The organism is Streptomyces sp. NPDC059861, from assembly GCF_042731435.1.
GTDB lineage: Bacteria > Actinomycetota > Actinomycetes > Streptomycetales > Streptomycetaceae > Streptomyces.
In genome coordinates, this window is record NZ_JBHWJQ010000026.1 from 58,347 (window position 1) to 80,062 (window position 21,716).

The following is a 21,716-nucleotide window of genomic DNA, read 5'->3' on the forward strand; positions in this document are numbered from 1 at the left end:
AACCACCCTCGCCCACCTTCGAGTTGTGCCGGAGGTCTGGTCCTGTGGCAGATGGTGGCAGTGTGGACATGCCAGGGCTCCGGCGCCAAACTCGGCTCAGTTCCCTGTGGCTCATCAGGACTCAGGACGGAGACACGATGCTGAGACGTACGGTCCGACTACTTCTCTCGGTTGTCATGGTCATGGCCGCAACCATGGGTGGCATGCTGGCCACGGCCGGCCCGGCCCAGGCCGACGAGTGCTACACCTGGAACCGCACCCTGTCGGAGGGCATGACGGGCGCCGACGTCACCCAGTTGCAGATCCGGGTCGCCGGACATGTCGACTTCGGCGAGATCCTCTCCGTCGACGGCAACTTCGGGCCTCGCACCAAGGCCGCGGTCATCAAGTTCCAGCAGGCGTACGGGCTGGGGGCGGACGGGGTCGCGGGTTCCCAGACCTTCAGCAAGATCTACGCGCTCCAGGACCCGGACTGCACGCCGATCCACTTCACCTACGCCGAGTTGAACAAGTGCAACTCCGACTGGTCCGGCGGAGCGGTCAGCGCGGCGACGGCCAAGTCCAACGGCCTGCGCACGATGTGGAAGCTGGAGGCCATGCGGCGCGCGATGGGTGACGTCCCGATCGTGGTGACCAGCGGCTTCCGCTCGCACGCCTGCAACAACGCGGTGGGCGGCGCCTCGAACAGCCGGCACCTGTACGGCGACGCGGCCGACGTGGTCGGCAACCCGTCGTTCTGCCAGCTCGCGCAGCGCGGCCGCTACCACGGCTTCGGCGGCATCTTCGGCCCCGGCTACCCCGGCCACAACGACCACACCCACCTGGACGGACGTACCAGCCGCTCCTGGTCCGCGCCCAGTTGCGGCATCTGACCGGCGCATCCCACACGCACCGCCCCACCCGGCACGGAGCCGGCCGCCGTGCCGGGACGCACTCCACTCGTCCCGGCGCGGCGCGGAGCCGCCGTGCCGTACTCCCTCACTCTCCCCCGCACCGAGTTGGAGTGCCCTGATGTCGTCCCGCAACTTCTGGCGCGTCCGCGCCGGAACGGCCGTGCTGGCGCTGCTCGCCGGTATCGGAGCGTTCTCGGTCCCCGGTCCCGCCCTCGCGGATTCCCCGCCCGAGACCCGGCAGACCGTCACCTACCACGGCTACCGCATCGAGGTGCCCGCCGACTGGCAGGTGGTCGATCTGGCCGAGAACCCGCGAGCCTGCCTCCGCTTCGACAGACCCGCCGTCTACGTGGGCGAGCCCGCCGAGCAGAACGACTGCCCCGCCCGAGTCGTCGGCCGTACGGCGGGCATCGTCGTCGAGCCCATCACCGCCCGCTCCGCCGACCGGTCGACGGCGGCGACCGCGCGGACGCCACGGGGCAAGGCCACCGCCCCGACCGCCACCTCCAGCAACGGGACCATCCAGGTCGCGGTGGAGGACGCCGGGGTCCTCGTCACCGCCGCGCACACCCCCGGGACCGAGAGTCTGGTGCGCGGGGCCCTCGCCTCGGCCGAGCTCACCGCGGGCGCCGAGCGCACCGAGCTGCCGCGCGCAGGGAAACGGTCCGCAGCCGCTCCCCTGGCCGCGGCCGGCCCACAACCGGGCTCCTACCTGGGCAAGGGCTTCGACGCCTGCACCGCGCCGTCGCAGGCCGCCATGAACGCCTGGCAGTCCAGCTCGCCGTACAGCGCGGTCGGCGTCTACATCAGCGGTTCCTTCCGCGGCTGCGCCCAGCCGAATCTGACCGCGAGCTGGGTGACCAACCAGACCGGCAACGGATGGCGCCTGATCCCCATCGACGTCGGCCGTCAGGCGCCGTGCACCAGCTACTCGCTGAAGATGTCCTCCGACCCGGCCACGGCCAGGTCCCAGGGCGTCACCGCGGCCGCGGGCGCCGTCTCCGCCGCGTCCGGCCTCGGCATCCCGGCGGGCAGCGCCCTCTACAGCGACATCGAGGCGTACACCTCGACGGCGTCCTGCAAGGCGGCCGTGCTGTCGTACCTGTCCGGCTGGACCGAGCGGCTGCACAGCAGCGGCTACCTGTCCGGCTTCTACTCCAGTGCCGCCTCCGGCATCAGGGACGCGGCGAGCGAGTACAACAACGGCGCCTACACGCGGGTCGACCACATCTTCTACGCGTGGTGGAACGGCGCCGCCGACACCAACACCGGTTCCTACGTGCCGTCCACCCACTGGTCGGGCCACCAGCGCATCCACCAGTACGCGGGCGAGGTCACCGAGTCCTACGGCGGCTACTCGATCAACATCGACCGCGACTACCTCGACGTGGGCAGCGGCACCCCGCCACAGCCGTGCTGCACCGGAGCGAACCTCGACTTCACCGCGTACACCACCGTGCAGAGCGGCTCGACCGGCAACCTGGTCAAGGCGGCCCAGTGCCTGCTGAAGGCCGCCGGACACGACCCGGGCACCCCGGACGGGATCTTCGGCCCCGCCACCACCACCGCCGCCCGGAACTTCCAGTCCAGCAAGGGACTCACGGCGGACGGCGCGGTCGGCCCGAGGACCTGGACCGCGCTGCTGTCCCGCGGATCCACCCCGACCGTCCAGAACGGCTCGACGGGCGAGGCCGTCTCCCGTCTGCAGCGTGCCCTGACCGCGGCGCTCGGCAGGACGGTGGGCATCGACGGCATCTTCGGCTCGGGCACCGCACAGGCCGTACGCGACTACCAGTCCTCGCGCGGACTGGGCGTCGACGGCATCGTCGGCCCCGGCACCTGGGGCGCACTCCAGTCAGGAAGGTGACCCAGGGGTCATGAGACAACTCGCACGCATCATCGCGCTGTTCGCCGCGGTGGCAGGTCTGCTCCTCGGAGCGGGCATCCCCGCGCAGGCCTTCCCCCAGGCCGCGTTCCCGCTGACGAGCAACGGCAGCCGGGGCACCGACGTCGTCGCGCTCCAGCATCTGCTGACCGCGCACGGCCGAACGGTCACCGCGGACGGCGTCTTCGGCTCCGGCACGCGCAGCGCCGTCGTCGGCTTCCAGCAGTCCAAGGGCCTGACCGCGGACGGCGTCGTCGGGCCCGCCACCTGGGGCGCGCTCGCCGTCACCGTACGGCAGGGCGACAACGGGCCCGCGGTGCGGGCGGTCCAGTCGCTGCTCAACGCCAAGCGGGGTGCCGGGCTCGCGGCGGACGGAGCTTTCGGGCCCGCCACTCAGACCGCGGTCCGCACCTTCCAGTCCCACGCGGGAATCGGCGTGGACGGCGTGGTCGGACCGACCACGTGGAAGAACCTGCTCTGGCACTACGAGAACATCGACTTCGGCGCGGGCTCGATGTGCGCACAGAGCCCGGACGGCAACGCCGGCGCCCACTGGGCGACCGCGGGGGCCGTCGGCCAGCTCGAAGCCGCGGCCGCCACGTTCGCCGGCACTGGCAACGGCCGACTGCCGGTCGGCGACGCGGGGTTCGAGCACGGCGGGGACATACCCGGCCACGCCAGCCACGAGGTCGGGATGGACATCGACGTGTGGCCGATCCGCACCGACTCGGCACAGTGCACCGCCGGACGCATCACCTGGCAGTCGTCGACCTACGACCGCGCCGCCACCCGCCGGCTGGTCCAGGAGATCAGGGCGAAGGCCCCCGGTCATGTCGAGCTGATCTTCTTCAACGACCCGCAGCTCATCTCGGAAGGCCTGACCACGAGCTACCCGAACCACGACAACCACCTGCACATCCGGTACCGGTAGCCGGGGGTGCCCGCGGGCCCGGGGCTTCGGCCCTCGGGCCCGCGGGCGAGCTGGTCCGTGGCGGGACCGGTGAGGCCCGTCCTGCCGTCAAGCCGCGCCACCGCACCGCGACCACCGGGAGACGAGTCCGGGCCCGCTCCCCTTCTCAGAGGTGCGGGCCCGGTCTCGTACGGTCTGCCGGTCAGGCGTTTGTGCCCGCCTTTCGGCGGCGGGCGACGACCACCGTGCCGGCGCCGAGCACGAGCGCCGCGCCGGCCGCGAGGGCGACCTGCGGCAGCGCGTCACTCGAACCCGTCTCGGCGAGCGGGCCGTTGCCGCCGGAACCGTTGTTCACCGGGGTGGTGGAGGTGCCGCCCTGCTCGGTGGTGTCGCTGGTGTCACCGGGCTTGCCCTCGGCGTCCTCGACCTTGCCCGGGTCGCTGCCCTTGGCCAGGATCTGGAACTCGTACTGGTCCAGGCCCGGGAAACCGCCGCAGGACTCGTCCTCGTTGACGTAGTCGGCGGAAACGAAGGCGGCGCCCTGGCCGGCCGGAACGTCGGCGTCGACCTTCAGCCGCAGCTTCACGTCGACCGAGGACCTGGCCTTCAGGGAGCCGACGGACAGCCCCTGCAGCAGGTCGGCGTCGCGCCACGTGGGGTTCGCGGCGGTGGACCACTCCAGGTCGAGGTAGTAGTCGAGCGGCTTGATGCCCTTGGCGTCGAAGGCGTGGACGGCGGCGTACGGGTACACCTCGTCCGTCGTCTTTCCGGTGCCGTTGGTGACGCGCAGGGTGAAGGTCGCCGTGGTGCCGCCGACGACCTTGTTCGGCAGCCCGCTGACGACGGCGGTGAGCTTGGGCTCGGCGACGCACTCGCCGCCCGGCTCCTCGCCCTCCTCGGCCTCGGCGTCGGCCAGCGCCTTCCTCGCGTCGTCCAGCTTGGTCCTGGCCTCGTCCCTCGTCTTCTGGAGGAGGTAGATCTTCCGGCCCTGGGCGACACGGGCATCGTCATAGGCGGTCTGCGCCTCGGTGGCCTCGGTGTCGGCGGCCGTCTTGGCCTCGGCGGCCTCCTGGGCGGCCTTCGTGGCCTCGTCCAGCGCCGTCTGCGCCGCGGCCCTGTCCTCGTCGGTGGTGGCGGCGTCCAGCTCGGCCTGGGCGTCCACGACGGCCTGGTCGGCGTCGGCCTTGACCTGAGCGGCGGCTTCGGCGGCCTGCTTGGCCTCGATCATCGCGGCCTTCGCCGGGTAGGTGTCCGCCTCCATGTCCTCGGTGAGGACCTTGATCGCGTCGTTCACCGCGATGACGGCGGCGTCGTACTCGTTCTGCGCGACGGCGACGGCCTGCTTGAGCTCCTCGATCGTCGGCTTCGCCTTCTGCGTCCGCGCGGCCGGCTTCTCGTCGGCGAAGGCGGGCGCGGCCGACAGGACGACGACCGGGGCGGTCACGGCAGCGGCGACGGCGGTCGCGAGGACACAGCGAAACTTCACGAGGGAACCCCTGGTCGGACGGTGGCAAAGTGGATCGGGGTCGCGCCGACGGAGTGGTCACGCGGCGCGACGCCCACGAGATCGTACGACCCGCACGATCAAGGCCCCGGGGCGCTTGTCACGCCCCTGACGGAACAGGCGCCACATCCTACGAATAAATGGCATGAACACAGACAGTTGCACTCGGAGGCCCCACTTTTTCTGTGAGCCATCTCATCGCACCGCGCCCCAGGAGCCAGGGGGTCATTGGAAGTCCTGCCAGCGGTCCGGGTCGCATTCGAGCATGGCGCGGTCCCACCGTCCGCGTTCCGCCGCCGCCTCGTAAGTGGTCTGCAGGAATCCGAGGAGCGCTTCATCCGGGTCGCCGGCGGAGCGCACGTCCTCGTACGGCAGCAGGAACTGGCCGTTCTCGCTGCTGTAGAAGGCGTCAGCCGGGGTGACCGGGTGGTCGGCGAAGCCGTCGGGCTCCGGGTAGGCATAGGCGTAGAAGGCGCCCTCCTCCCCGCCGCCGGGCCAGAAGCCGCAACTGCTCAGCTCGCGGGAGTAGCCCTCCACCATGACCCAGTCACCGCAGTTGGGTGCGCCCCCCGGGTGTTGCGGGGCGCTGCGGCCGGAGAACCTCGTGCAGGCCAGGTCCATGGCTCCCCAGAAGTAGTGCACCGGACTGACCTTGCCACCGAACCGCGAGCGGAAGGCGCCCATGACGCGCTGCGCCTGCAGCAGTTGGCGCCAGAAGAGATGGGCCGCGCCGGCGTCGTAGGAGGAGTGGTGGTGATCCTCGGCGAACGGGATCGCCGGCTCCACTTCGTTCGGCCGGGCCTGGATCGGCACCTGGATTCCCAGTTCGTCCAGGGCGCGCATCGTCTCGCTGTGGAACTGGGCCACCGACTTGGGCGCCAGCGCCACGTTACGGACGGCGCCCTCGCTGCTGCGGATGCACAGTTGGTGGTCGATGAAGTCGAACTCGATGTCGAAGGCTCCGGACCCGTACGGGATGGCGGACGTGGTCAGCCCGCGTGGACTCACGTACAGCGTGACCTGCCACCAGTGATTGATCAGCGGTGCGTGCGCCAGACGCACCTTGCCGACGATCTGGGTCCACATGTGCAAGGTGTCTCGCGTGTCGGCCCAGTCGGCCACCAGGAGCCGCGGCCATGCTTCGCGCGTGGGCGTTGTCTGCTGTGTCACCGTTGTGCCTTCCGTCCGTGCAAGCAGGTTCACCCCAGCGCGCCCACGGGGCAAATCGGACGGCCCCGCACAGCGATGATGACTGCATGAGGTTGTACAAACACGGCTAGTTACGACCCGGTCGCTCGCGTCGCCGGAGTGAGGCGATATCCAGTTGTGCCGAGGCGGGCGGTTCGACTTGGGTACGTGCTCGTGACCGCCCTGAGCAACCTCGTACGTCCGGACCGCTATCCGCGCTCCTCCCGCTATGACCCCGCCTGGCTGCTCGACCTCGACATGGGGCCGAACCCGTTGTGGCTGCTGGAGGACCTCGCCCGAGACCTCGACCTGCGCCCCGGCATGCGGGTTCTCGACCTCGGCTCCGGCAAGGGCGCCACATCGGTGTTCCTGGCCCGCGAGTACGGCGCCGAGGTCGTCGCGGCGGACTGGTGGATCGCGCCCGAGGACGCGGCAGCCGTCTTCGCCGAGGCGGGTGTCGGCGACCTCGTGCAGGCCGTGCGGGCGGAGGCGCACGCCCTGCCGTTCGAGGAGGACAGCTTCGACGCCGTCGTCAGCGTGGACGCGTTCGAGTACTTCGGTACGGCGGACAGCTATCTGCCCCACCTGGTGCGATTTCTCCGTCCCGGCGGACAACTGGGTATGGCCACACCCGCCATGACACGCGAGGTCCGCGAGCTCGGAGCGATACCGCCGCACATCAAGAAGGTGGTCGGCTGGGAGGCGATCGCCTGGCACACGGCGGAGTGGTGGCGCTTCCAGTGGCAGATCACCGAGTTGGTGGACGTCACCTCAGCGCGGCTGCAGCAGGACGCCTGGCGTGACTGGCTGCTGTGGGCCCGGGCGGGAGCCGAGCACCGGCCGGACGGCCGACGCGTGAACCAGCCCGTCATCGACATGCTCCTCGCGGACGGCGGGGAATTCCTCTCCTTCGCTCTGCTCACCGCGCGCAAGAAATAGGCGCCCTCGCGGAGCCGACCGGCGGCCGGGCCCGTCAGGCAGAGGGAGTCTGACCGGCCTCCCGCTGCAGCCGGACGAGCAGGGCCATGAAGTCCAGCTCGCCCAGACCGGTCGAGACGCACGCCTGGAGCAGTTGCTGCACGACGCCGGTGACCGGCAGCGGGACGCCGCCGGCTGCCGCCGCGTCGAGAGCGAGGTCCAGGTCCTTGCGCATGAGCCGCGAGCTGAACGTCGACGTGTAGTCGTCCGCCAGGAGGGGCCCGATCTTGTACTTCACCAACGGCGACGCGACCGCCGAGGCTCCGACGACCTCCAGAAGCCGGTCCCGTCGTACGTCGTGGGCCTCGGCCAACGCGACGCACTCGGCCAGCAGCTCGGCCGTCCCGGCGACCATGAGGTTGAGAGCCAGCTTGATGACACGGGCGGCCTCCCCCTCGCCGACGTGGAACAGGTGAGGGCCGATGTCGCGAAGGAGAGCGTCGACGGACGTGAAGACGTGCTCCTCGCCCGAGGCGATGACCGTGAGGTTCCCGGCACGCACGACACCCGGGTTTCCGCTCACCGGAGCGCGTAGGTAGTCCACACCGCCGGCCGCGGCCGCGGCGGCCACCTGAGCGGAGACCTCCGCCGAGACGGTGCTCATGTCGATGAGCGTCTTTCCCCTGGCGGCCGCGGCGTGCACGAGCCCGCCGTGGGGTGCGAGCGCGATGTCGGCCAAGGCGTGGGAGTCCGCGACCATCGTGATACAGACGTCCGACCGGACCCAGGCCTCGGAGGGCTCGTCCAGTTCGAACGCGCCCCTCTCCAGCAGGCCGTCGGCCTTCCCCTTCGACCGGTTCCAGACGCTGACCTTGTGGCCCGCGCCGATGAGTCGTTCGGCGATTGCGGATCCCATCTGACCGAGACCCAGCACGGATACGTCCACGTTCATCTCCTGGGGATGAGGTGCGCGCCATGCGCAAGGGGTGTTGACGGCGAGGGCCGGGCCTCCGGCACGAGGTGATGCGCGGGACAGGCCCGGGCGCCGTGGCGAGGTTCGCTACATCGAGGCGGCGAGCTGCCAGTCGAAGGCCAGCTGCGCGTGGGAATTGAGATCGCAGAGACTGCCGAACTTCCCACCGAAGTACACCAGGGGGTTGGAGTCGACGGAGTAGCCGCAGCTGACGACCTGGCCGACGAATATGGTGTGGTCGCCCCCGGCGAACTCCTCCTGCACGTTACAGGCGAAGTGAGCGACCGCGCCGTCGACGACGGGGAGGTCGTGGTCGGTTCGCAGCCCGACACCGGCGAACTTGTCGTCGCACCGGCTCGCGAACCGCAGCGCGTGGCGTTCCTGTCCTTGGGAGAGGACGCTGACCGCGAAGACTCCGGAGTCGGAAATCGCGTCCCTCGTCGCGAGGGTGTTGCCGACACACACCAGCAGCATGAGCGGATCCAGCGAAACGGACGCGACGGCACTGGCGGTCATTCCTGCCGGCCCGTTCGGAGTCCTGGTGGTGACGATCGTGACGCCGGTCGTGAATCGCGCCATTGCTCCGCGATATGTGGCGCGCATGTCCTGCGCGGTAGATGCACCCATGATGCCCTCCGTTGCCTGTAACGAGATGGCTGAGCCTTTCCTGCGATCAGGTGGCTCGAGTGTGGCGGACGACGCGTTTACCGATGCGAAATCGGCGGCGTTACCGGCGCAGCTGCATGACGAGCCGGCGGACCTCGTCCGACGGCGGCACTCCGAGATCGCGCATGCGCGCGACGTACCGCTGGTAGAGCGCCAGCACGCCGTCGTCGCTGCCGCTGGCGTGCGCCAGTCTGATGGCGAGCTGCCAGGCCTGCTCGCGATACGGATCCTCGCGCAGCACGCGGTCGATCAGTCCCTTGGCCTCGCGGTAGCGGTTCATGCGATAGGCGAGCTTGGCTGTGTCGACGCGAGCCGACAGGAAGGTCTCACCCAGCACCTCACGACGCTCGGCGACCCACTCACCTGAGATCGTCGCCAGGTAGGGGCCCCGCTCGGCGCTGCTGAGCGCACGCGACAGCGTCTGGAGGCGGATCTCTCCGTCCTGTCTGCCGGCCTGGGCCACGAGGTCGACCGCCCGCTGTGCCGACCCCATGGCGAGGGTGGGGCCGACCAGGTGGAAGACATCGCCGTCCTGCGCGGGGCCCAGGCCCTCGGGCAGAGCCTCGCGAAGCCGGTAGAGCGCCTGCCTCAGATAGCTGCGGCCGGCGGCGTCGTTGCGGCCCCCGAAGAGCGCCCCGAGCAGTTCCTCGCGGGTGGCCCTGCGATCGGGTGCCCAGAGCAGGTAGCTGAGGAGTTCGAGGCTCTTCGTCAGCCGGGGCTGGGTCACGTGTCCGTCGACCGTGAGGACCGGCTCGCCGAACTCCTCCAGCACCAGCCGGGGCGTACTCACGTTCACGCGTATCGGATGCTGGCCCGAGAGGGCGGCGAGGATCTCGTGCCAGGACGACATACGGCTCGACCTGGTGTCCGCGGCTCTGGCCGCGACCTGCGGCACGTCCGCCAGTGCCGTCAGCAGCAGATGCTGGGTGCCGTGCGTCGAGGCGGAGACCATCGCGAGGTCGGCCGTGGCGTCGGACTCGTTCTCGAGTCCGAGGCGCCACTGCGCCTCCGCGAGGTACACGGCAGCCGTCGAGAGATCGAGATGGCGGTCTCCCTTCTGCATGCTCCGGAGGCATTCCGCGAGGTGCTCGTGCCCCTCGGTGTCCCGGTTCTGCAGGAGCATCGACAGACCGGACCACATCTGCCACATCTCGCGTGTGAGGCTGTACTCCGATGCTCCGCAGGCGGCCGACTCCGCCAGCACGCGGTCGGCACGCCGGGTGTCACCCCCGAGGCGCAGCCACAGCTTTGCTTCGCCGAGAAGACTGAGGTTCTTGTACACCTTGGAGCCGGTGGCCGCGATGAGCTCTCGCCCCCGCGCGATGGACGCGCAGGCTTCGTCTCCGCGGCCGAGGTCGAGCATGAGATCGACGGCGTCGACGGCGTGCAACCACACCGGCTGCGAGGAGCCACGGCGAGGCTCGAACATCGACATCGCGGCGTCGAGCCGCCCGGTGACGCGCAGCGCGGCGACGACCCACGGGCCGCCGAGTATCGTGCGCCAGGGATCGAACGACCCCGGGTCGTCGAGTCCTTCGAGGCGGCCGCGCAGGAAGGCCAGCCGCATCAGCAGTCCGTCGAGCGGGCCGGACGGCGTGGACGAGTACTCCGGAAAGGGTGGTGGTTCCTCGCCGGTGGCCAGCGCGATCAGCGTGTGCGCGATGCGCCCGTTCCGGCCCGGTGGCAGCCGGTCCGCCAGGGACCGCGCCTCCTCGATCCGCCCCCGGTGCCACAAGCACCAGCAGGCCAGGACGTGTGCCTCCTCGAAGTCGGGGGACTCCGGCTCCGGAAGCCAGTCGTATCCATGGCGATCGACGAGTTCCACACCGCGATCACACTGTTCGAGTGCGAAGGCGACGCGCAGGATGACGGAGCCGATCTCCGGGGTGGGCGTGCGTACCGACGCCCCCAGCGCGTCGAGCCACCGTGCCGCCGGCGCGAAGTCCATCCGCGCCACCAGGCTGGGGAGGGCTACGGCAGCCAGTCTCCCGGCCGCCTCCAGGTCCCCGAGCCGGAGCAACTCGTCGACCGCCTCCTCGTGCGCGCCGCCGGCGATCAGGACGTCGGCGTGCCTGCGGCGCACCTCGTCGAGCGTCCTTGCGTCCTCCCGCCCCAGGGCCTCGACGAGAAAGTCGCGGAACACCGGGTGCGGCGTCATACGGGAACCGTCGGACGCCCAGGTCACCGGGAGATGCCGGGCACGGAGGCCGGCCATGACCTGGGCCGCGTTCTCCTGGCCCAGCGCCCGGGCGCCCTCGGCCGAGACCTCGGCCAGCAGACTCGTATGGAGGAGGAACGTTCTCTCGGTCTGGGTGAGTGAGTTGAAGACGTTCGCCGCGACATAGGACCGCAGCAGGTCGGGATCCATCTGGCGGGACTGGGCATGACGCCAGCCCTCGAAGAGGACCCCGGTGACCCAGCCCCCCGTCGCCGCCACCGCCTGCGCCGGGTGCACGTCGACGCGACCGACGTTGCGCAGTGCCGCGGCGGCTTCCTGGGCGTCGAAGGAGAGGTCGCTCTCCACCAGCTCACCCACGCGGTCACGCTCGCTCGTCGAGCCCGGGTCGAGGCGCACGTCGACGCGCGAGATCAGTACGAGGTTCACGCCGGACGGCAGGTAGCGAGCGAACGACGACAGGACCGCGATGCAGGTCTCGTCCGGCACGACGCGTTCCACGTTGTCGCACACGAGGATGAGCCGGCTTCCCTGGAGGCTCTCGGCCAGCAGTCCGGCTGCCTCACCGATGTGGAGACTGCTGCTCAGGGCATCGGACGCCACATCGGCGGCGCTCGGCACGGCGCCCTCGACGGCCGCTTCGAGGTAGACGAGCAGGCGGCCCGCCGCCTGCTCGGTACCGTCGAGCGACAGCCAGGCGACGGGCCTGTCGAGGTCACGGACAGCCAGTGCCACCGCCGTGGTCTTGCCGGCCCCGGCTGTCGCGAAGACGTTCACCACGGTGTGACGGTCGAGCAGAGACCTCAACCGCCGGCTGAGCCTGTCGCGCTCGACGATGTCCTTCGCCGGCTCCGGAATCGCCAGCTTCCGCCGGATGATCGCGCGATGCCGTCGACCTGGCGCCTTGGAGTCGCTCGGCCGACCAGGAGTGGAGTCGCCCATCGAACGTCGCGCCTCCGCGATCCTCAGTGCTCCTCCGGGAGCTTACGCCAGTCGTCAGGGAAGAAGAACGCGTCGGAGGTGGGCGGGATCGGCGACTGCACCTCGACCCAACGCGCCGGTTCAGCGCGTTCGTTGACGAAGCCATGCGTGCCGTCGGTACCCACCCACACCAGGTCACCTGTCTCGATGACCTCGTCCTTGCCGTCCAGGGTCCCTCGCATCCCGCCAGAAGTGAAGTAGTAGATCTCCTCGAACGGGTGGTAGTGGACCTTGGCCGCCCGGCCCGGGCCGGACTTCGGCGCGATCTCGCACACGAACACAGTGTGGTGCTGGGCTCCCAGGAGCTGGTCGACCATCATCCTCAGGCTGATGTTCTTGATGTTGGGGCCGTGGTAGCCGGGCATCGACAGCTGCGCGTAGGGGGCCATGTCGGAGTCGTCGAAGTGGCCGACGTAGCGATGCCGGGGGTCCGTCTCGGACGGGCGGCCCAGGTTCTCGCCCGGTGAGGCCTTGGCGGCGATGCGGCTTCGGGCGCCGTCGAACGTGGGCGGCTTCGGGGCGCGCACCCCGATCCACGTCAGTCCCTCGTCGCCGGCGGACAGCGAGTGGGCGACACCGACAGGCGCCACACCGTAGTCCCCGGAACCGAGTTCGTAGCGCAGTCCGGCATAGGCGGCCTCGCCCGATCCGCCCGTGACGAACCACGACTCCTCGAACGGGCAGCGGGTCCAGCCCGTCGTCGCTCCGGGAGCCAGCTCGTACAAGCTCACCTCAAGGTGGGACGCGCCGTGCTCGTGCCCGACCAGGAGTGCCTGCTGAAGACCCGGGACGCCTTCGACGCCGGAGAACTTCCGCTCCGACGCCCGCGAGATGTAGTAAGCCATGTCGACCTCTCCGTACACACGCGAAGGTGCCCATGGGGGCATCCCTCACCCTGGTTGCTGCTGATGGTCATCGGGACTCTGCCCGGGGGATTCGCGCAGGGCGGGTGGTGGGGGGGGGGCACCGGCCCCCAACCACCCCCCCCCCCGGGGGGGGGGGGGCCGGGGGGCCCGCTGGCCCCGGCCCCGGGGGCGGGGGGGCGGCGGGGGGGGGGGGGGGTGGGGCCGCGCCCCGCCCCCCCCCCCCACCCCTCCACGCGGCGTGGTCGGCTCAGCGGACCAGCGAGCCCTCGGCCCGTGCGCCGTCGAGACGCCGGGCGTACTCGGCCTGCTCCGTGTAGGCCGTCACCTCGGGGGCGACGGGCGCCTCGATGCCACAGACCTTCCGCGCGAGGTCGGTGAGCCGCCCGGAGGGCGACAGCTCCGACCGCTTCATCGTGAGCATCCGGGTGGTGAGCATCGGGGTTCCGTTGAACTGCTCGAAGGTGCTCACCCGGTCGCCGTAGTCCGAGAGGAAGAGGTCGCGGATGACACGTGAGATGCGCATGCGGTCGTAGGGCTCGCCGACGGCGCCCGACTGCAGCGGTTCGAGCCACTCGCGCAGCTCGGGGTTGGTCCACTGCTCCTCGGTCGGGAACAGGAGCGAGGCACGGCCGGCGAGGTCGATCACCTCGTTCCTCATCTCCGCGTACCGCTCCAGGTAGTACGACCGGCCGAAGTCGAAGAGCAGCACGTTCGGCTTGTAGAGCCCCGCCGGCGAGATGAAGCCCTCCGTCTCGGAGGCGATCACGTGGGCTCGCATCGTCTGGTAGAACTCGACGAGGCGTGCCAGGCGCGCCTGGACCGGCGGAAGCTGGTACGTGCCGATGTGCTCGGTCATCAGCATCGCGAGCCCGACCATGAGCTCGGCCCGCACCATGATCCGGATGAGCGCCTCGTAGTGCACCCAGTCGAAGATGCGCTGCGGGTACAGCGAAGCGTGCTCGGGGTTGCCGATGTGGAAGACGCGGTTCCACGGAATGAACACGTTGTCGAAGATGACGGTGCATTCGAGCTCGTCACCGGCCGAAGCCACGGGGTGGTTCTCGAAGTCGTCCCGCACCGTCGCCTCGCGGGAAACCATCGTGACGCCCGGCGCATTGGCCGGGACGGCGCCGTAGATGACCTGCTCGCTCTGAATTCCCGGGCGGTAGAAGACGCCGAGGTGGATGTAGTCGGCGAACGGCGTGCCGGTGCTCACCGCCTTCACGCCGGCGACGACGATCCCGTCCTCGCGCGTCTCCACGATGCGCAGGGCGGGAGAGTTCTTGGCCGAGGACTCCTTGGACCGGTCGAGCTGAGGGTCGATGAAGGCGAAGGCGCAGTTGAGGTCGCCCTCCTTCGCGAGGTCCAGGAACTCGCGGATGCCCACGGTCAGGTCACGCCCGTCGGTGCCCACGGACTGGTCACTCCACGGCTGCGGGTCCTCCTCGTAGGTGATCAGGCCGTAGTTGTTCGCGCACGGGGTCCGCCCCGTCGATCCGCCGTCGAGCTCCCGGACCACGGTTTCGAGGTAGATGCGCTTGCGCCGCAGTCCATCGGCGTCGGTGTGCTTGAACCACATCATCGACCGGCGCACTCCGTCGTCGTCGACGAAGGTCATGACGTCCTGCAGCTCGGCGTCGTGATGCAGGTCGTAGAACTTGGCCATGCGCTTCGCCTGCGCCCTGGTCTTCGGGTGTGTCGTGACGTCGTCGACCCGGTCACCTCCGACCCAGAGAACACGCCCGTCCCTGAGAGACTCCAAGTACTGGTCGCCAGTTCGCATCAAATGCCACCTTCTCCACTTGACCCAAGCACTTTCATGCAGGGAATTTTCTTTTCGACTCCGTCAGTCAAATTCCGGTCGACAGGTCGTCGTCGGTAATTTGCCGCGGACCCGTTCGTGACTTACTCTCAAGGCGTTGGGAGCCGGGAATTCAGCGCCGCACTCGACTGAGCGCGTTGTGCCCAGAAGCGGGAACTCGCTCGGCTGCTGATTCCTTTGAGATTAGCCATGAGATGTTAGTGCGGTGTTAATCGCGAAGACATGCCGTTGGCGAGGGTGTCAGGAACGCCTCGCGGCAGGCCCCCGCGCTCTCAGAGCCGGGCTTCCACCGGAGCCGGCGGCTTCGGCATGTCCAGCTCGAAGTCCATGACACGGTGGAAGCGCGACAAGGCGTTCCACATGCTGATGCACATGACGAGCTCCACCAGCGCCGCTGGGCTGAACATCCGCTGCACCTCGTCACGGAGGCTCGTCGAGACGCCCGTGAGGCCCTCCCCCACGGGGACCTTCGGGAGGGCGACCGTCATCTCCTCCGCCAACCGCAGAGCCAGCCGCTCCCGCTCGCTGAAGCCTTCGAGCTCCCCGTCGGCCACGGCTGCGAGTTCGTCGACCTCCACCCCGCCGGCCAGCGCGGACGTGCAGCGGTGACTCGCCGTGTAGCGGCAGTGGTTGAGCACGGCCACGCGTACGGCGACCAGGTCCTTCACCCGCACCTCCAGCGCCCCTGGGCCGTTGAGCCGCCTGAGGAAGGGCAGGTAGGTGGCGAGCAGTCCGGGGCTGTTCCCGATGCCGGCCCAGGTGTTGAGCACTTCGCCGTAGGCCTGGACGGCCTGTGTGAGAGCGGGCTGGTCGTCCGGTGAGAACTGCGCGGACGTGACGAGCGGCACCAGCGACATGAGAGTTCCTTTCGACGGGTCCTGCCTGGCTCTGGGGTCGGGCGGATTCCTAGGGAGCGGCGGTGTCCGCGGGCTCGGTGCGGCGACGCGCCGGACTGCCGGATTTCCGCAGGCCGATGGCGAGGCCCAGGGTCGCGTTGAGCCACGGCACGAAGAAGGTCAGGGCGATCCGCGAGGTGAGCGCCCATGTGATCGGGCCCTGCTGGACCTGCGAGTAGAGGTTGACCATGAACAGCACCGACCCGACTGCCGAGGCGGCCACGGTCGTCTGAAGCAGTGACCTGCCCCGGACGGCACCGCGCAGCGCCGCGCTCCACGGGACAGCGGTAGTCTCCTCGAGGTCCCGGACCTCCATCACCCATCCCTCCTTCACCCTCGGAGCGGGCTGAGCACGGGACACTGTGCGACACGCACCGTTAGCCGCCGGAAAGGTGCGAGATGGCCCGGCGGCGGGCGTGTGAACCTTCCGTTAACCGCGCTTGCCGTGCCGTGGGCGCTTCGGTTCGACTCTCCGCAGTAAGGATCGGACCACTGACTGGAGGAGCCGAACATGGCTGCAGGTTGGAACTTGGAGGGCCGTACGGCTTTCGTGACCGGTGGTAGTCGAGGCCTGGGCTTCGCCATCGCACAGGCGCTGCTGGGGCGTGGTGCCAAGGTGGCGATCGCGGCCCGGGACGAGGCGGCGGTCAAGGCTGCCGCCGGCCGTCTCACCGCCGGATCCGGCGCGGAGGACGTGCTCCCCGTCGTCGCCGACGTCACCGACGCGGACTCCGTCAACAGCGCGCTGGCAGAGGTGCACGCCTGGCACGGCGCCCTCGACATCGTCGTGAACAACGCGGGACCGCAGCTCACGCCGTCCCCCCTGGACAAGGTCGACGAGAAGAACATCGCGTCCGCCTTCGACACCAAGCTGATCGGGTACATCCGCGTCGCACAGGCCGCTCTCCCGTACCTGAGCCGGACCGGCACCGGCAGCATCGTCAACGTCGTCGGCGCGACCGCCCACCTGCTCATTCCCCAGGCCGGTGCCACGGGCATCGTGAACGCGGGCGTCGTCGCGCTCACGAGCTACCTGGCGACCGAGGCGGCTGCCGACAACATCCGGGTCAACGCGATCTCCCCGGGGATGACGAAGACCGAGGGCTGGCTGACCAAGACCGAGGCCATGGGCAAGCAGCAGGGCAAGAGCCCCGAGGAGGTCCGGGCCGGCATGGCTCAGGGGCTCGGGATTCGCCTCGCCCGCTGGGCCGACCCCGCCGAGATCGGTGCCGCGGCGGCGTTCCTGGCGTCGGACGACGCCTCCTACGTCACCGGTCAGGTGCTGCGCGTCGACGGCGGGATGACGAAGCCCGTCGCCTGATCGCAAGGCCCCCCAGGCAAGCGCCGTCCAATGCCCGTAGTCGCCTTGGACGGCGCTTGTGGTTTTGCCTGCGTGGGCGTCCAACGAGTGCTCTGGAACATCGACCTGGAGTGTTGCGCATGCTGATCGGAATCGTGAGCGAAACCCGCAGTGGCGAGACGCGCGTCGCCGCGACTCCCGCCACGGTGGTCCAGCTGGTGAAACTGGGCTACGACGTCGTGGTGGAGCCGGGTGCTGGTGTGTTGTCGAGCTTCCCGGACGGGGCCTATGCCGAGGCGGGCGCGAGAGTCGGCGACCCGCTCGCGGCGGACATCGTGCTGGGTGTGAACGCCCTCGACCCGGCGCGGCTGGACGAGTTGAAGCCGGGTGCGACGGTCATGGGCATCATGAGTCCGGCGTCGGACCCCGCGCTGGTGGAGGAACTGGCGAAGCGGCCCATCACAGTGCTGGCACTGGATGCGGTGCCGCGTATCTCTCGGGCACAGTCGTTGGACGTGTTGTCGTCCATGGCGAACATCGCCGGCTACCGGGCGGTGGTGGAGGCCGCTCACGCCTTCGGCCGGTTCTTCACCGGTCAGGTGACTGCCGCGGGCAAGGTGCCGCCGGCCAAGGTGCTGGTCTGCGGCGCCGGGGTGGCGGGCCTGGCCGCGATCGGAGCGGCCGGAAGCCTCGGTGCCATCGTGTACGCGACCGATCCGCGGCCGGAGGTTGCCGACCAGGTCAGATCGCTGGGGGGCGAGTACCTCTCGGTCGAGGCCGCCGACACCGGCGAGGTGCAGGTGTCGGCGACGGGCTACGCCAAGGAGATGTCGCAGGACTACAACACCCGCGCGGCGCAGCTGTACAGCGAGCGGATCGCGGAGATGGACATCGTGATCACGACCGCGCAGATCCCGGGGCGGCCGGCGCCCACGCTGATCACCGCGGAGATGGTGGCGTCGATGCGCGCGGGCAGTGTCATCGTGGACATGGCCGCCGCGACCGGCGGCAACGTCGAGGGCGTCGTCAGGGACCAGGCCGTGGTCACGGCGGGCGGTGTGACGATCCTCGGCCACACCGACCTCCCCGGTCGGTTGCCTGCGCAGGCGTCCCAGTTGTACGGCACCAACCTGGTCAACCTCATCAAGCTGATGACCCCCGACAAGGACGGCCGGCTGGCACTGGACTTCGACGACGTGGTGCAGCGGTCGATGACCGTGGTGCGCGACGGCGAACTCACCTGGCCCCCGCCGCCGGTGCAGGTCTCCGCGGCCGCACCACCGGCTGGTCCCGCACCCTCCGAGGCGAGGCCGAAGGCCCCGCAGACCCAGCTGCCGATGTCGACCCGACGGCGGTTCACGGGGGTCGGGTGCGGCGCGGCGGTGCTGTTCCTGTGCGCGGCCCTGTCACCCTCGGCGCTCCTGGGACACCTGACGGTGTTCGCGCTGGCGATCGTGATCGGCTACTACGTGATCGGGCAGGTGCATCACGCCCTGCACACGCCCCTGATGAGCGTCACCAACGCGATCTCGGGGATCATCGTGGTCGGCGCCCTGCTGCAGATCGGGCACGGTGACACCCCGAACGGCGAGGTGGTCACGGCGCTGTCGGCGATCGCGATCCTGCTGGCCTCGGTCAACATCGTCGGTGGCTTCGCCGTGACCCGCCGGATGCTCTCCATGTTCTCGAGAAGCTGAGGGGGCGTCATGTCTGATCTGCTGTCCGTCGAGTCAACCGCGGCGGCCGCCTACATCGTCGCGGCCCTTCTCTTCATCCTGGCGCTGGCCGGGCTGTCCCGGCACGAGACCGCCAAGGCCGGCAAGGCCTTCGGTGTCGGTGGCATGGCGGTGGCCCTGGCCGCGACGATCGCGCTGGCGATCCACCGCGACATCTCCGGAGCCGGTCTGGCGTTGATGATCGGCGCCATGGCGGTCGGTGCCGCGCTCGGGTTGTGGCGGGCGCGCGTGGTGGAGATGACCGCGATGCCCGAACTGATCGCCCTGCTGCACTCCTTCGTGGGTCTGGCCGCGGTACTGGTCGGCTGGAACGGCTATCTGCACGTCGAGGCCACCCTGAACGGCCCGGTCAGCGCCGAGGCCGAACTGCTGGAGGCTCAGCAGCTGCTCGGGATCCATTCCGCCGAGGTCTTCATCGGCGTCTTCATCGGCGCGGTCACCTTCACCGGCTCGGTCGTGGCGTTCCTCAAGCTCTCGGCACGGATCAAGTCGTCCCCGCTCGTGCTGCCCGGCAAGAACCACCTCAACCTCGGTGCCCTGGCCGCGTTCGCGGTACTGACCACCTGGTTCGTGATCGACCCGGCGCTGTGGCTGCTGGCCGCGGTCACGATCGTCGCGCTGGCCCTGGGGTGGCACCTGGTCGCCTCGATCGGCGGCGGTGACATGCCGGTAGTGGTCTCGATGCTGAACTCGTACTCCGGCTGGGCAGCCGCGGCGTCGGGCTTCCTGCTGGAGAACGACCTGCTGATCATCACCGGTGCCCTGGTCGGTTCGTCGGGTGCCTACCTGTCCGCCGTCATGTGCAAGGCGATGAACCGGTCCTTCCTCTCCGTGATCGCCGGCGGATTCGGCATCGAGGCGGGCCCGGCCGGCGACAAGGACTACGGCGAGCACCGCGAGATCACCGCCGAGGGCGTCGCCGAACTCCTCAGCACGGCCGACTCGGTGATCATCACCCCGGGCTACGGCATGGCCGTGGCCCAGGCCCAGTACGGCGTCGCCGAGCTGACGCGCAAGCTCCGGGGCCGAAACGTCGACGTGCGCTTCGGCATACACCCGGTCGCGGGCCGGCTGCCGGGCCACATGAACGTCCTGCTCGCCGAGGCCAAGGTCCCCTACGACATCGTGCTGGAGATGGACGAGATCAACGACGACTTCGACCGCACCGCGGTCGTCCTCGTCATCGGCGCCAACGACACGGTCAACCCCGCCGCCACCGAGGACCCGGACTCACCCATCGCCGGCATGCCCGTCCTGCAGGTCTGGGACGCCGAGAACGTCGTCGTCTTCAAACGCTCCATGGCATCCGGTTATGCGGGCGTCCAGAACCCGCTCTTCTACCGCGAGAACTCCGCGATGCTCTTCGGCGACGCCAAGGACCGCGTCGAGGACATCCTCCGGGTCCTCTGACACACGCCTCGGCGAAGGCGGCGGCCGTCGGCCATGACTACCCATCAGCTGGTACATCCTTCGAACAGGAGCCCCCCATGAGCGTGTCGACAGAGCACCGTACCCACTCCGACTTCCCGACGTCGTTCCGCGGCGCGGTGCTGCGGCCCGGCGACGACCAGTACGACGCGGCACGTGAGCTGTATCAAGGCCGTGCCGCCGACGAGGGGCCCGCGCTCATCGCCCAGTGCGCCGACGAGGAGGACGTCGCCGCCGTCCTGCGCTACGCCTCCGCACGGACCGTCCCGGTGGCCGTGCGCGGCGGTGGCCACGGCTCGGACGGCTATGCGATGCCCGGTGGGGCACTGGTCATCGATCTCTCGGCGATGCGAGCGGTCACCGTCGACCCGGACACCCGGGTGGTACGGGCCCAACCGGGCGTCAAGCTCGGCGAGATGGACGCCGCAGCACAGCAGCACGGCCTCGCCGTACCCGCCGGGACGGTCAGCTCCACCGGTGTCTCCGGGCTCACCCTGGGCGGCGGCATCGGCTACCTGATGCGCCGCTACGGCGCCACCGTCGACAATCTGCTGGCCTGCGACATGGTCACTGTGGACGGCCGCAAGGTCCGCGCCGACGTGACCGAGAACCCGGAGCTGTTCTGGGCACTGCGCGGCGGAGGCGGCAACTTCGGGGTCGTCACCTCGTTCGAGTACCGCGCGCACCCGGTCGGCCCCGAGGTCGTCGCAGGACAGCTGATCTTCCCGTACGACCAGGCCGCCGCCGTCCTCGGCAAGCTCTCGGCACACCTGGCCGCAGCCCCGCGGGAGCTGGGCCTGCTGGTCGCGATCGCTCCTGCTCCGCCCCTGCCGATGTTGCCCGAGGAGGTGCACGGGAAGCCTGCGCTGATTCTCGTCGTGGTCCACACCGGGGAGACCGCCACCGCCCATGAGGTCGTCGAGCCGCTTGCCGCGCTCGGCCGGCCGCTGGCCAACCTGGTCACGAAGACCACGTGGGTCCAGGCGAACAGCATGCTCGACGCCGTCGCCCCCTACGGCATGCGCATGAACCTCCGGGGTGGGTACCTGTCGACCCTGTCCGGCGACGCCGTCGAGGTACTGCTGGAACATGTCGCCACCGTGCAGGCGGACCCCGGCGACATCTACTCGATCAACCTCTCGTTCATGGGTGGCGCGATCTCCGAGGATGTCGACGAGGACGCCATGGCCTTCTCCCGGGCCGGAGCCGCCTGGCTGTGGGAGGCCATCTGCAAGTGGGACGCACCCGAGTCCGACGCGCGGTACGACGAGTGGGCGACCGACCTCACCGAGGCGATGCGGCCGCACGCACTGACGAACGGCTACGCCAACCTCACCGACGACCTGGGCGAAGAGTGGCGGCGCGGCTTGCACGGCGGCGCGGCCAAGCATCGGCGCCTGCGCTCGGTCAAGGCCGCCTGGGACCCTCACAACCTGCTCCGCTTCAACAAGAACATAGCCCCTGAGGTCACCGACTGACCGCACACCGATGGAGCGTCACACGAGCGACTCGCCGTGTGACGCTCCCTCAGCGTTCACAGCCGATCCCGTCGATGCACGGGATCGGCCTCATGG

The 21,716-nt window shown here is 69.8% G+C and carries 17 protein-coding genes; 8 read left to right on the forward strand and 9 right to left on the reverse strand.

Going from position 1 to position 21,716, the window contains the following annotated elements:
* The first annotated feature begins 137 nt into the window (after window positions 1–137).
* The 3 genes from ACFV6X_RS22690 to ACFV6X_RS22700 all read left to right on the forward strand — a co-directional run bounded on the left by ACFV6X_RS22690 (window position 138) and on the right by ACFV6X_RS22700 (window position 3,709).
* Window positions 138–872, forward strand: coding sequence for a D-Ala-D-Ala carboxypeptidase family metallohydrolase (locus ACFV6X_RS22690; RefSeq protein ID WP_385386141.1), 735 nt, complete (start codon window positions 138–140; stop codon window positions 870–872).
* Between the two features lie 139 nt (window positions 873–1,011).
* A complete protein-coding gene (locus tag ACFV6X_RS22695) occupies window positions 1,012–2,760 on the forward strand; it encodes a glycoside hydrolase domain-containing protein (RefSeq protein WP_385386143.1) in 1,749 nt (582 codons plus the stop codon).
* Window positions 2,761–2,770: 10 nt separating this feature from the next.
* Window positions 2,771–3,709, forward strand: a complete 939-nt coding sequence (locus ACFV6X_RS22700; RefSeq protein WP_385386145.1) for a penicillin-insensitive murein endopeptidase — start codon at window positions 2,771–2,773, stop codon at window positions 3,707–3,709.
* Window positions 3,710–3,890: 181 nt separating this feature from the next.
* Here the strand turns inward: ACFV6X_RS22700 and ACFV6X_RS22705 are convergent, their stop codons facing one another.
* Both ACFV6X_RS22705 and ACFV6X_RS22710 read right to left on the reverse strand, forming a co-directional pair.
* Window positions 3,891–5,174, reverse strand: coding sequence for a peptidase (locus ACFV6X_RS22705; protein WP_385386147.1), 1,284 nt, complete (start codon window positions 5,172–5,174; stop codon window positions 3,891–3,893).
* A 243-nt stretch (window positions 5,175–5,417) separates the two neighbouring features.
* Entirely contained in the window at window positions 5,418–6,362 is a 945-nt protein-coding gene (locus ACFV6X_RS22710; RefSeq protein ID WP_385386149.1) for a DUF5996 family protein, read from the reverse strand.
* Between the two features lie 192 nt (window positions 6,363–6,554).
* Between ACFV6X_RS22710 and ACFV6X_RS22715 the strand changes: the two genes are divergently transcribed.
* Window positions 6,555–7,319, forward strand: a complete 765-nt coding sequence (locus tag ACFV6X_RS22715) for an SAM-dependent methyltransferase (RefSeq protein ID WP_385386220.1) — start codon at window positions 6,555–6,557, stop codon at window positions 7,317–7,319.
* A gap of 34 nt (window positions 7,320–7,353) precedes the next feature.
* On the opposite strand, the gene ACFV6X_RS22720 is transcribed toward ACFV6X_RS22715, so the two are convergent.
* The 7 genes from ACFV6X_RS22720 to ACFV6X_RS22750 all read right to left on the reverse strand — a co-directional run bounded on the left by ACFV6X_RS22720 (window position 7,354) and on the right by ACFV6X_RS22750 (window position 15,994).
* Window positions 7,354–8,244 (reverse strand): NAD(P)-dependent oxidoreductase, encoded by an 891-nt coding sequence (locus ACFV6X_RS22720; protein WP_385386150.1) that lies wholly within the window; start codon window positions 8,242–8,244, stop codon window positions 7,354–7,356.
* A 114-nt stretch (window positions 8,245–8,358) separates the two neighbouring features.
* Window positions 8,359–8,850, reverse strand: coding sequence for a flavin reductase family protein (locus tag ACFV6X_RS22725; RefSeq protein WP_385386152.1), 492 nt, complete (start codon window positions 8,848–8,850; stop codon window positions 8,359–8,361).
* Window positions 8,851–8,998: 148 nt separating this feature from the next.
* Window positions 8,999–12,055, reverse strand: a complete 3,057-nt coding sequence (locus tag ACFV6X_RS22730; RefSeq protein ID WP_385386154.1) for a BTAD domain-containing putative transcriptional regulator — start codon at window positions 12,053–12,055, stop codon at window positions 8,999–9,001.
* 23 nt (window positions 12,056–12,078) lie between these two features.
* Window positions 12,079–12,939 carry a cupin domain-containing protein gene (locus ACFV6X_RS22735; RefSeq protein ID WP_385386156.1) on the reverse strand — a complete coding sequence of 287 codons (861 nt, stop codon included), beginning with the start codon at window positions 12,937–12,939 and terminating at the stop codon, window positions 12,079–12,081.
* A 268-nt stretch (window positions 12,940–13,207) separates the two neighbouring features.
* A complete protein-coding gene (locus tag ACFV6X_RS22740) occupies window positions 13,208–14,743 on the reverse strand; it encodes a 4-hydroxyphenylacetate 3-hydroxylase N-terminal domain-containing protein (protein ID WP_385386158.1) in 1,536 nt (511 codons plus the stop codon).
* Between the two features lie 311 nt (window positions 14,744–15,054).
* The gene (locus ACFV6X_RS22745; RefSeq protein ID WP_385386160.1) at window positions 15,055–15,639 is read right to left on the reverse strand and encodes a carboxymuconolactone decarboxylase family protein; all 585 of its coding nucleotides are present in this window, start codon (window positions 15,637–15,639) and stop codon (window positions 15,055–15,057) included.
* A 49-nt stretch (window positions 15,640–15,688) separates the two neighbouring features.
* Window positions 15,689–15,994 (reverse strand): hypothetical protein, encoded by a 306-nt coding sequence (locus tag ACFV6X_RS22750; RefSeq protein ID WP_385386162.1) that lies wholly within the window; start codon window positions 15,992–15,994, stop codon window positions 15,689–15,691.
* A 195-nt stretch (window positions 15,995–16,189) separates the two neighbouring features.
* Between ACFV6X_RS22750 and ACFV6X_RS22755 the strand changes: the two genes are divergently transcribed.
* The 4 genes from ACFV6X_RS22755 to ACFV6X_RS22770 all read left to right on the forward strand — a co-directional run bounded on the left by ACFV6X_RS22755 (window position 16,190) and on the right by ACFV6X_RS22770 (window position 21,620).
* Window positions 16,190–16,999, forward strand: coding sequence for an SDR family NAD(P)-dependent oxidoreductase (locus tag ACFV6X_RS22755; RefSeq protein WP_385386164.1), 810 nt, complete (start codon window positions 16,190–16,192; stop codon window positions 16,997–16,999).
* Window positions 17,000–17,118: 119 nt separating this feature from the next.
* Window positions 17,119–18,675 (forward strand): Re/Si-specific NAD(P)(+) transhydrogenase subunit alpha, encoded by a 1,557-nt coding sequence (locus tag ACFV6X_RS22760; RefSeq protein WP_385386166.1) that lies wholly within the window; start codon window positions 17,119–17,121, stop codon window positions 18,673–18,675.
* Window positions 18,676–18,684: 9 nt separating this feature from the next.
* A complete protein-coding gene (gene pntB, locus ACFV6X_RS22765; protein ID WP_385386167.1) occupies window positions 18,685–20,124 on the forward strand; it encodes a Re/Si-specific NAD(P)(+) transhydrogenase subunit beta in 1,440 nt (479 codons plus the stop codon).
* 77 nt (window positions 20,125–20,201) lie between these two features.
* On the forward strand, window positions 20,202–21,620 hold the full coding sequence (locus ACFV6X_RS22770; RefSeq protein WP_385386169.1) for an FAD-binding oxidoreductase: 1,419 nt from the start codon (window positions 20,202–20,204) through the stop codon (window positions 21,618–21,620).
* Window positions 21,621–21,716: the final 96 nt, after the last annotated feature.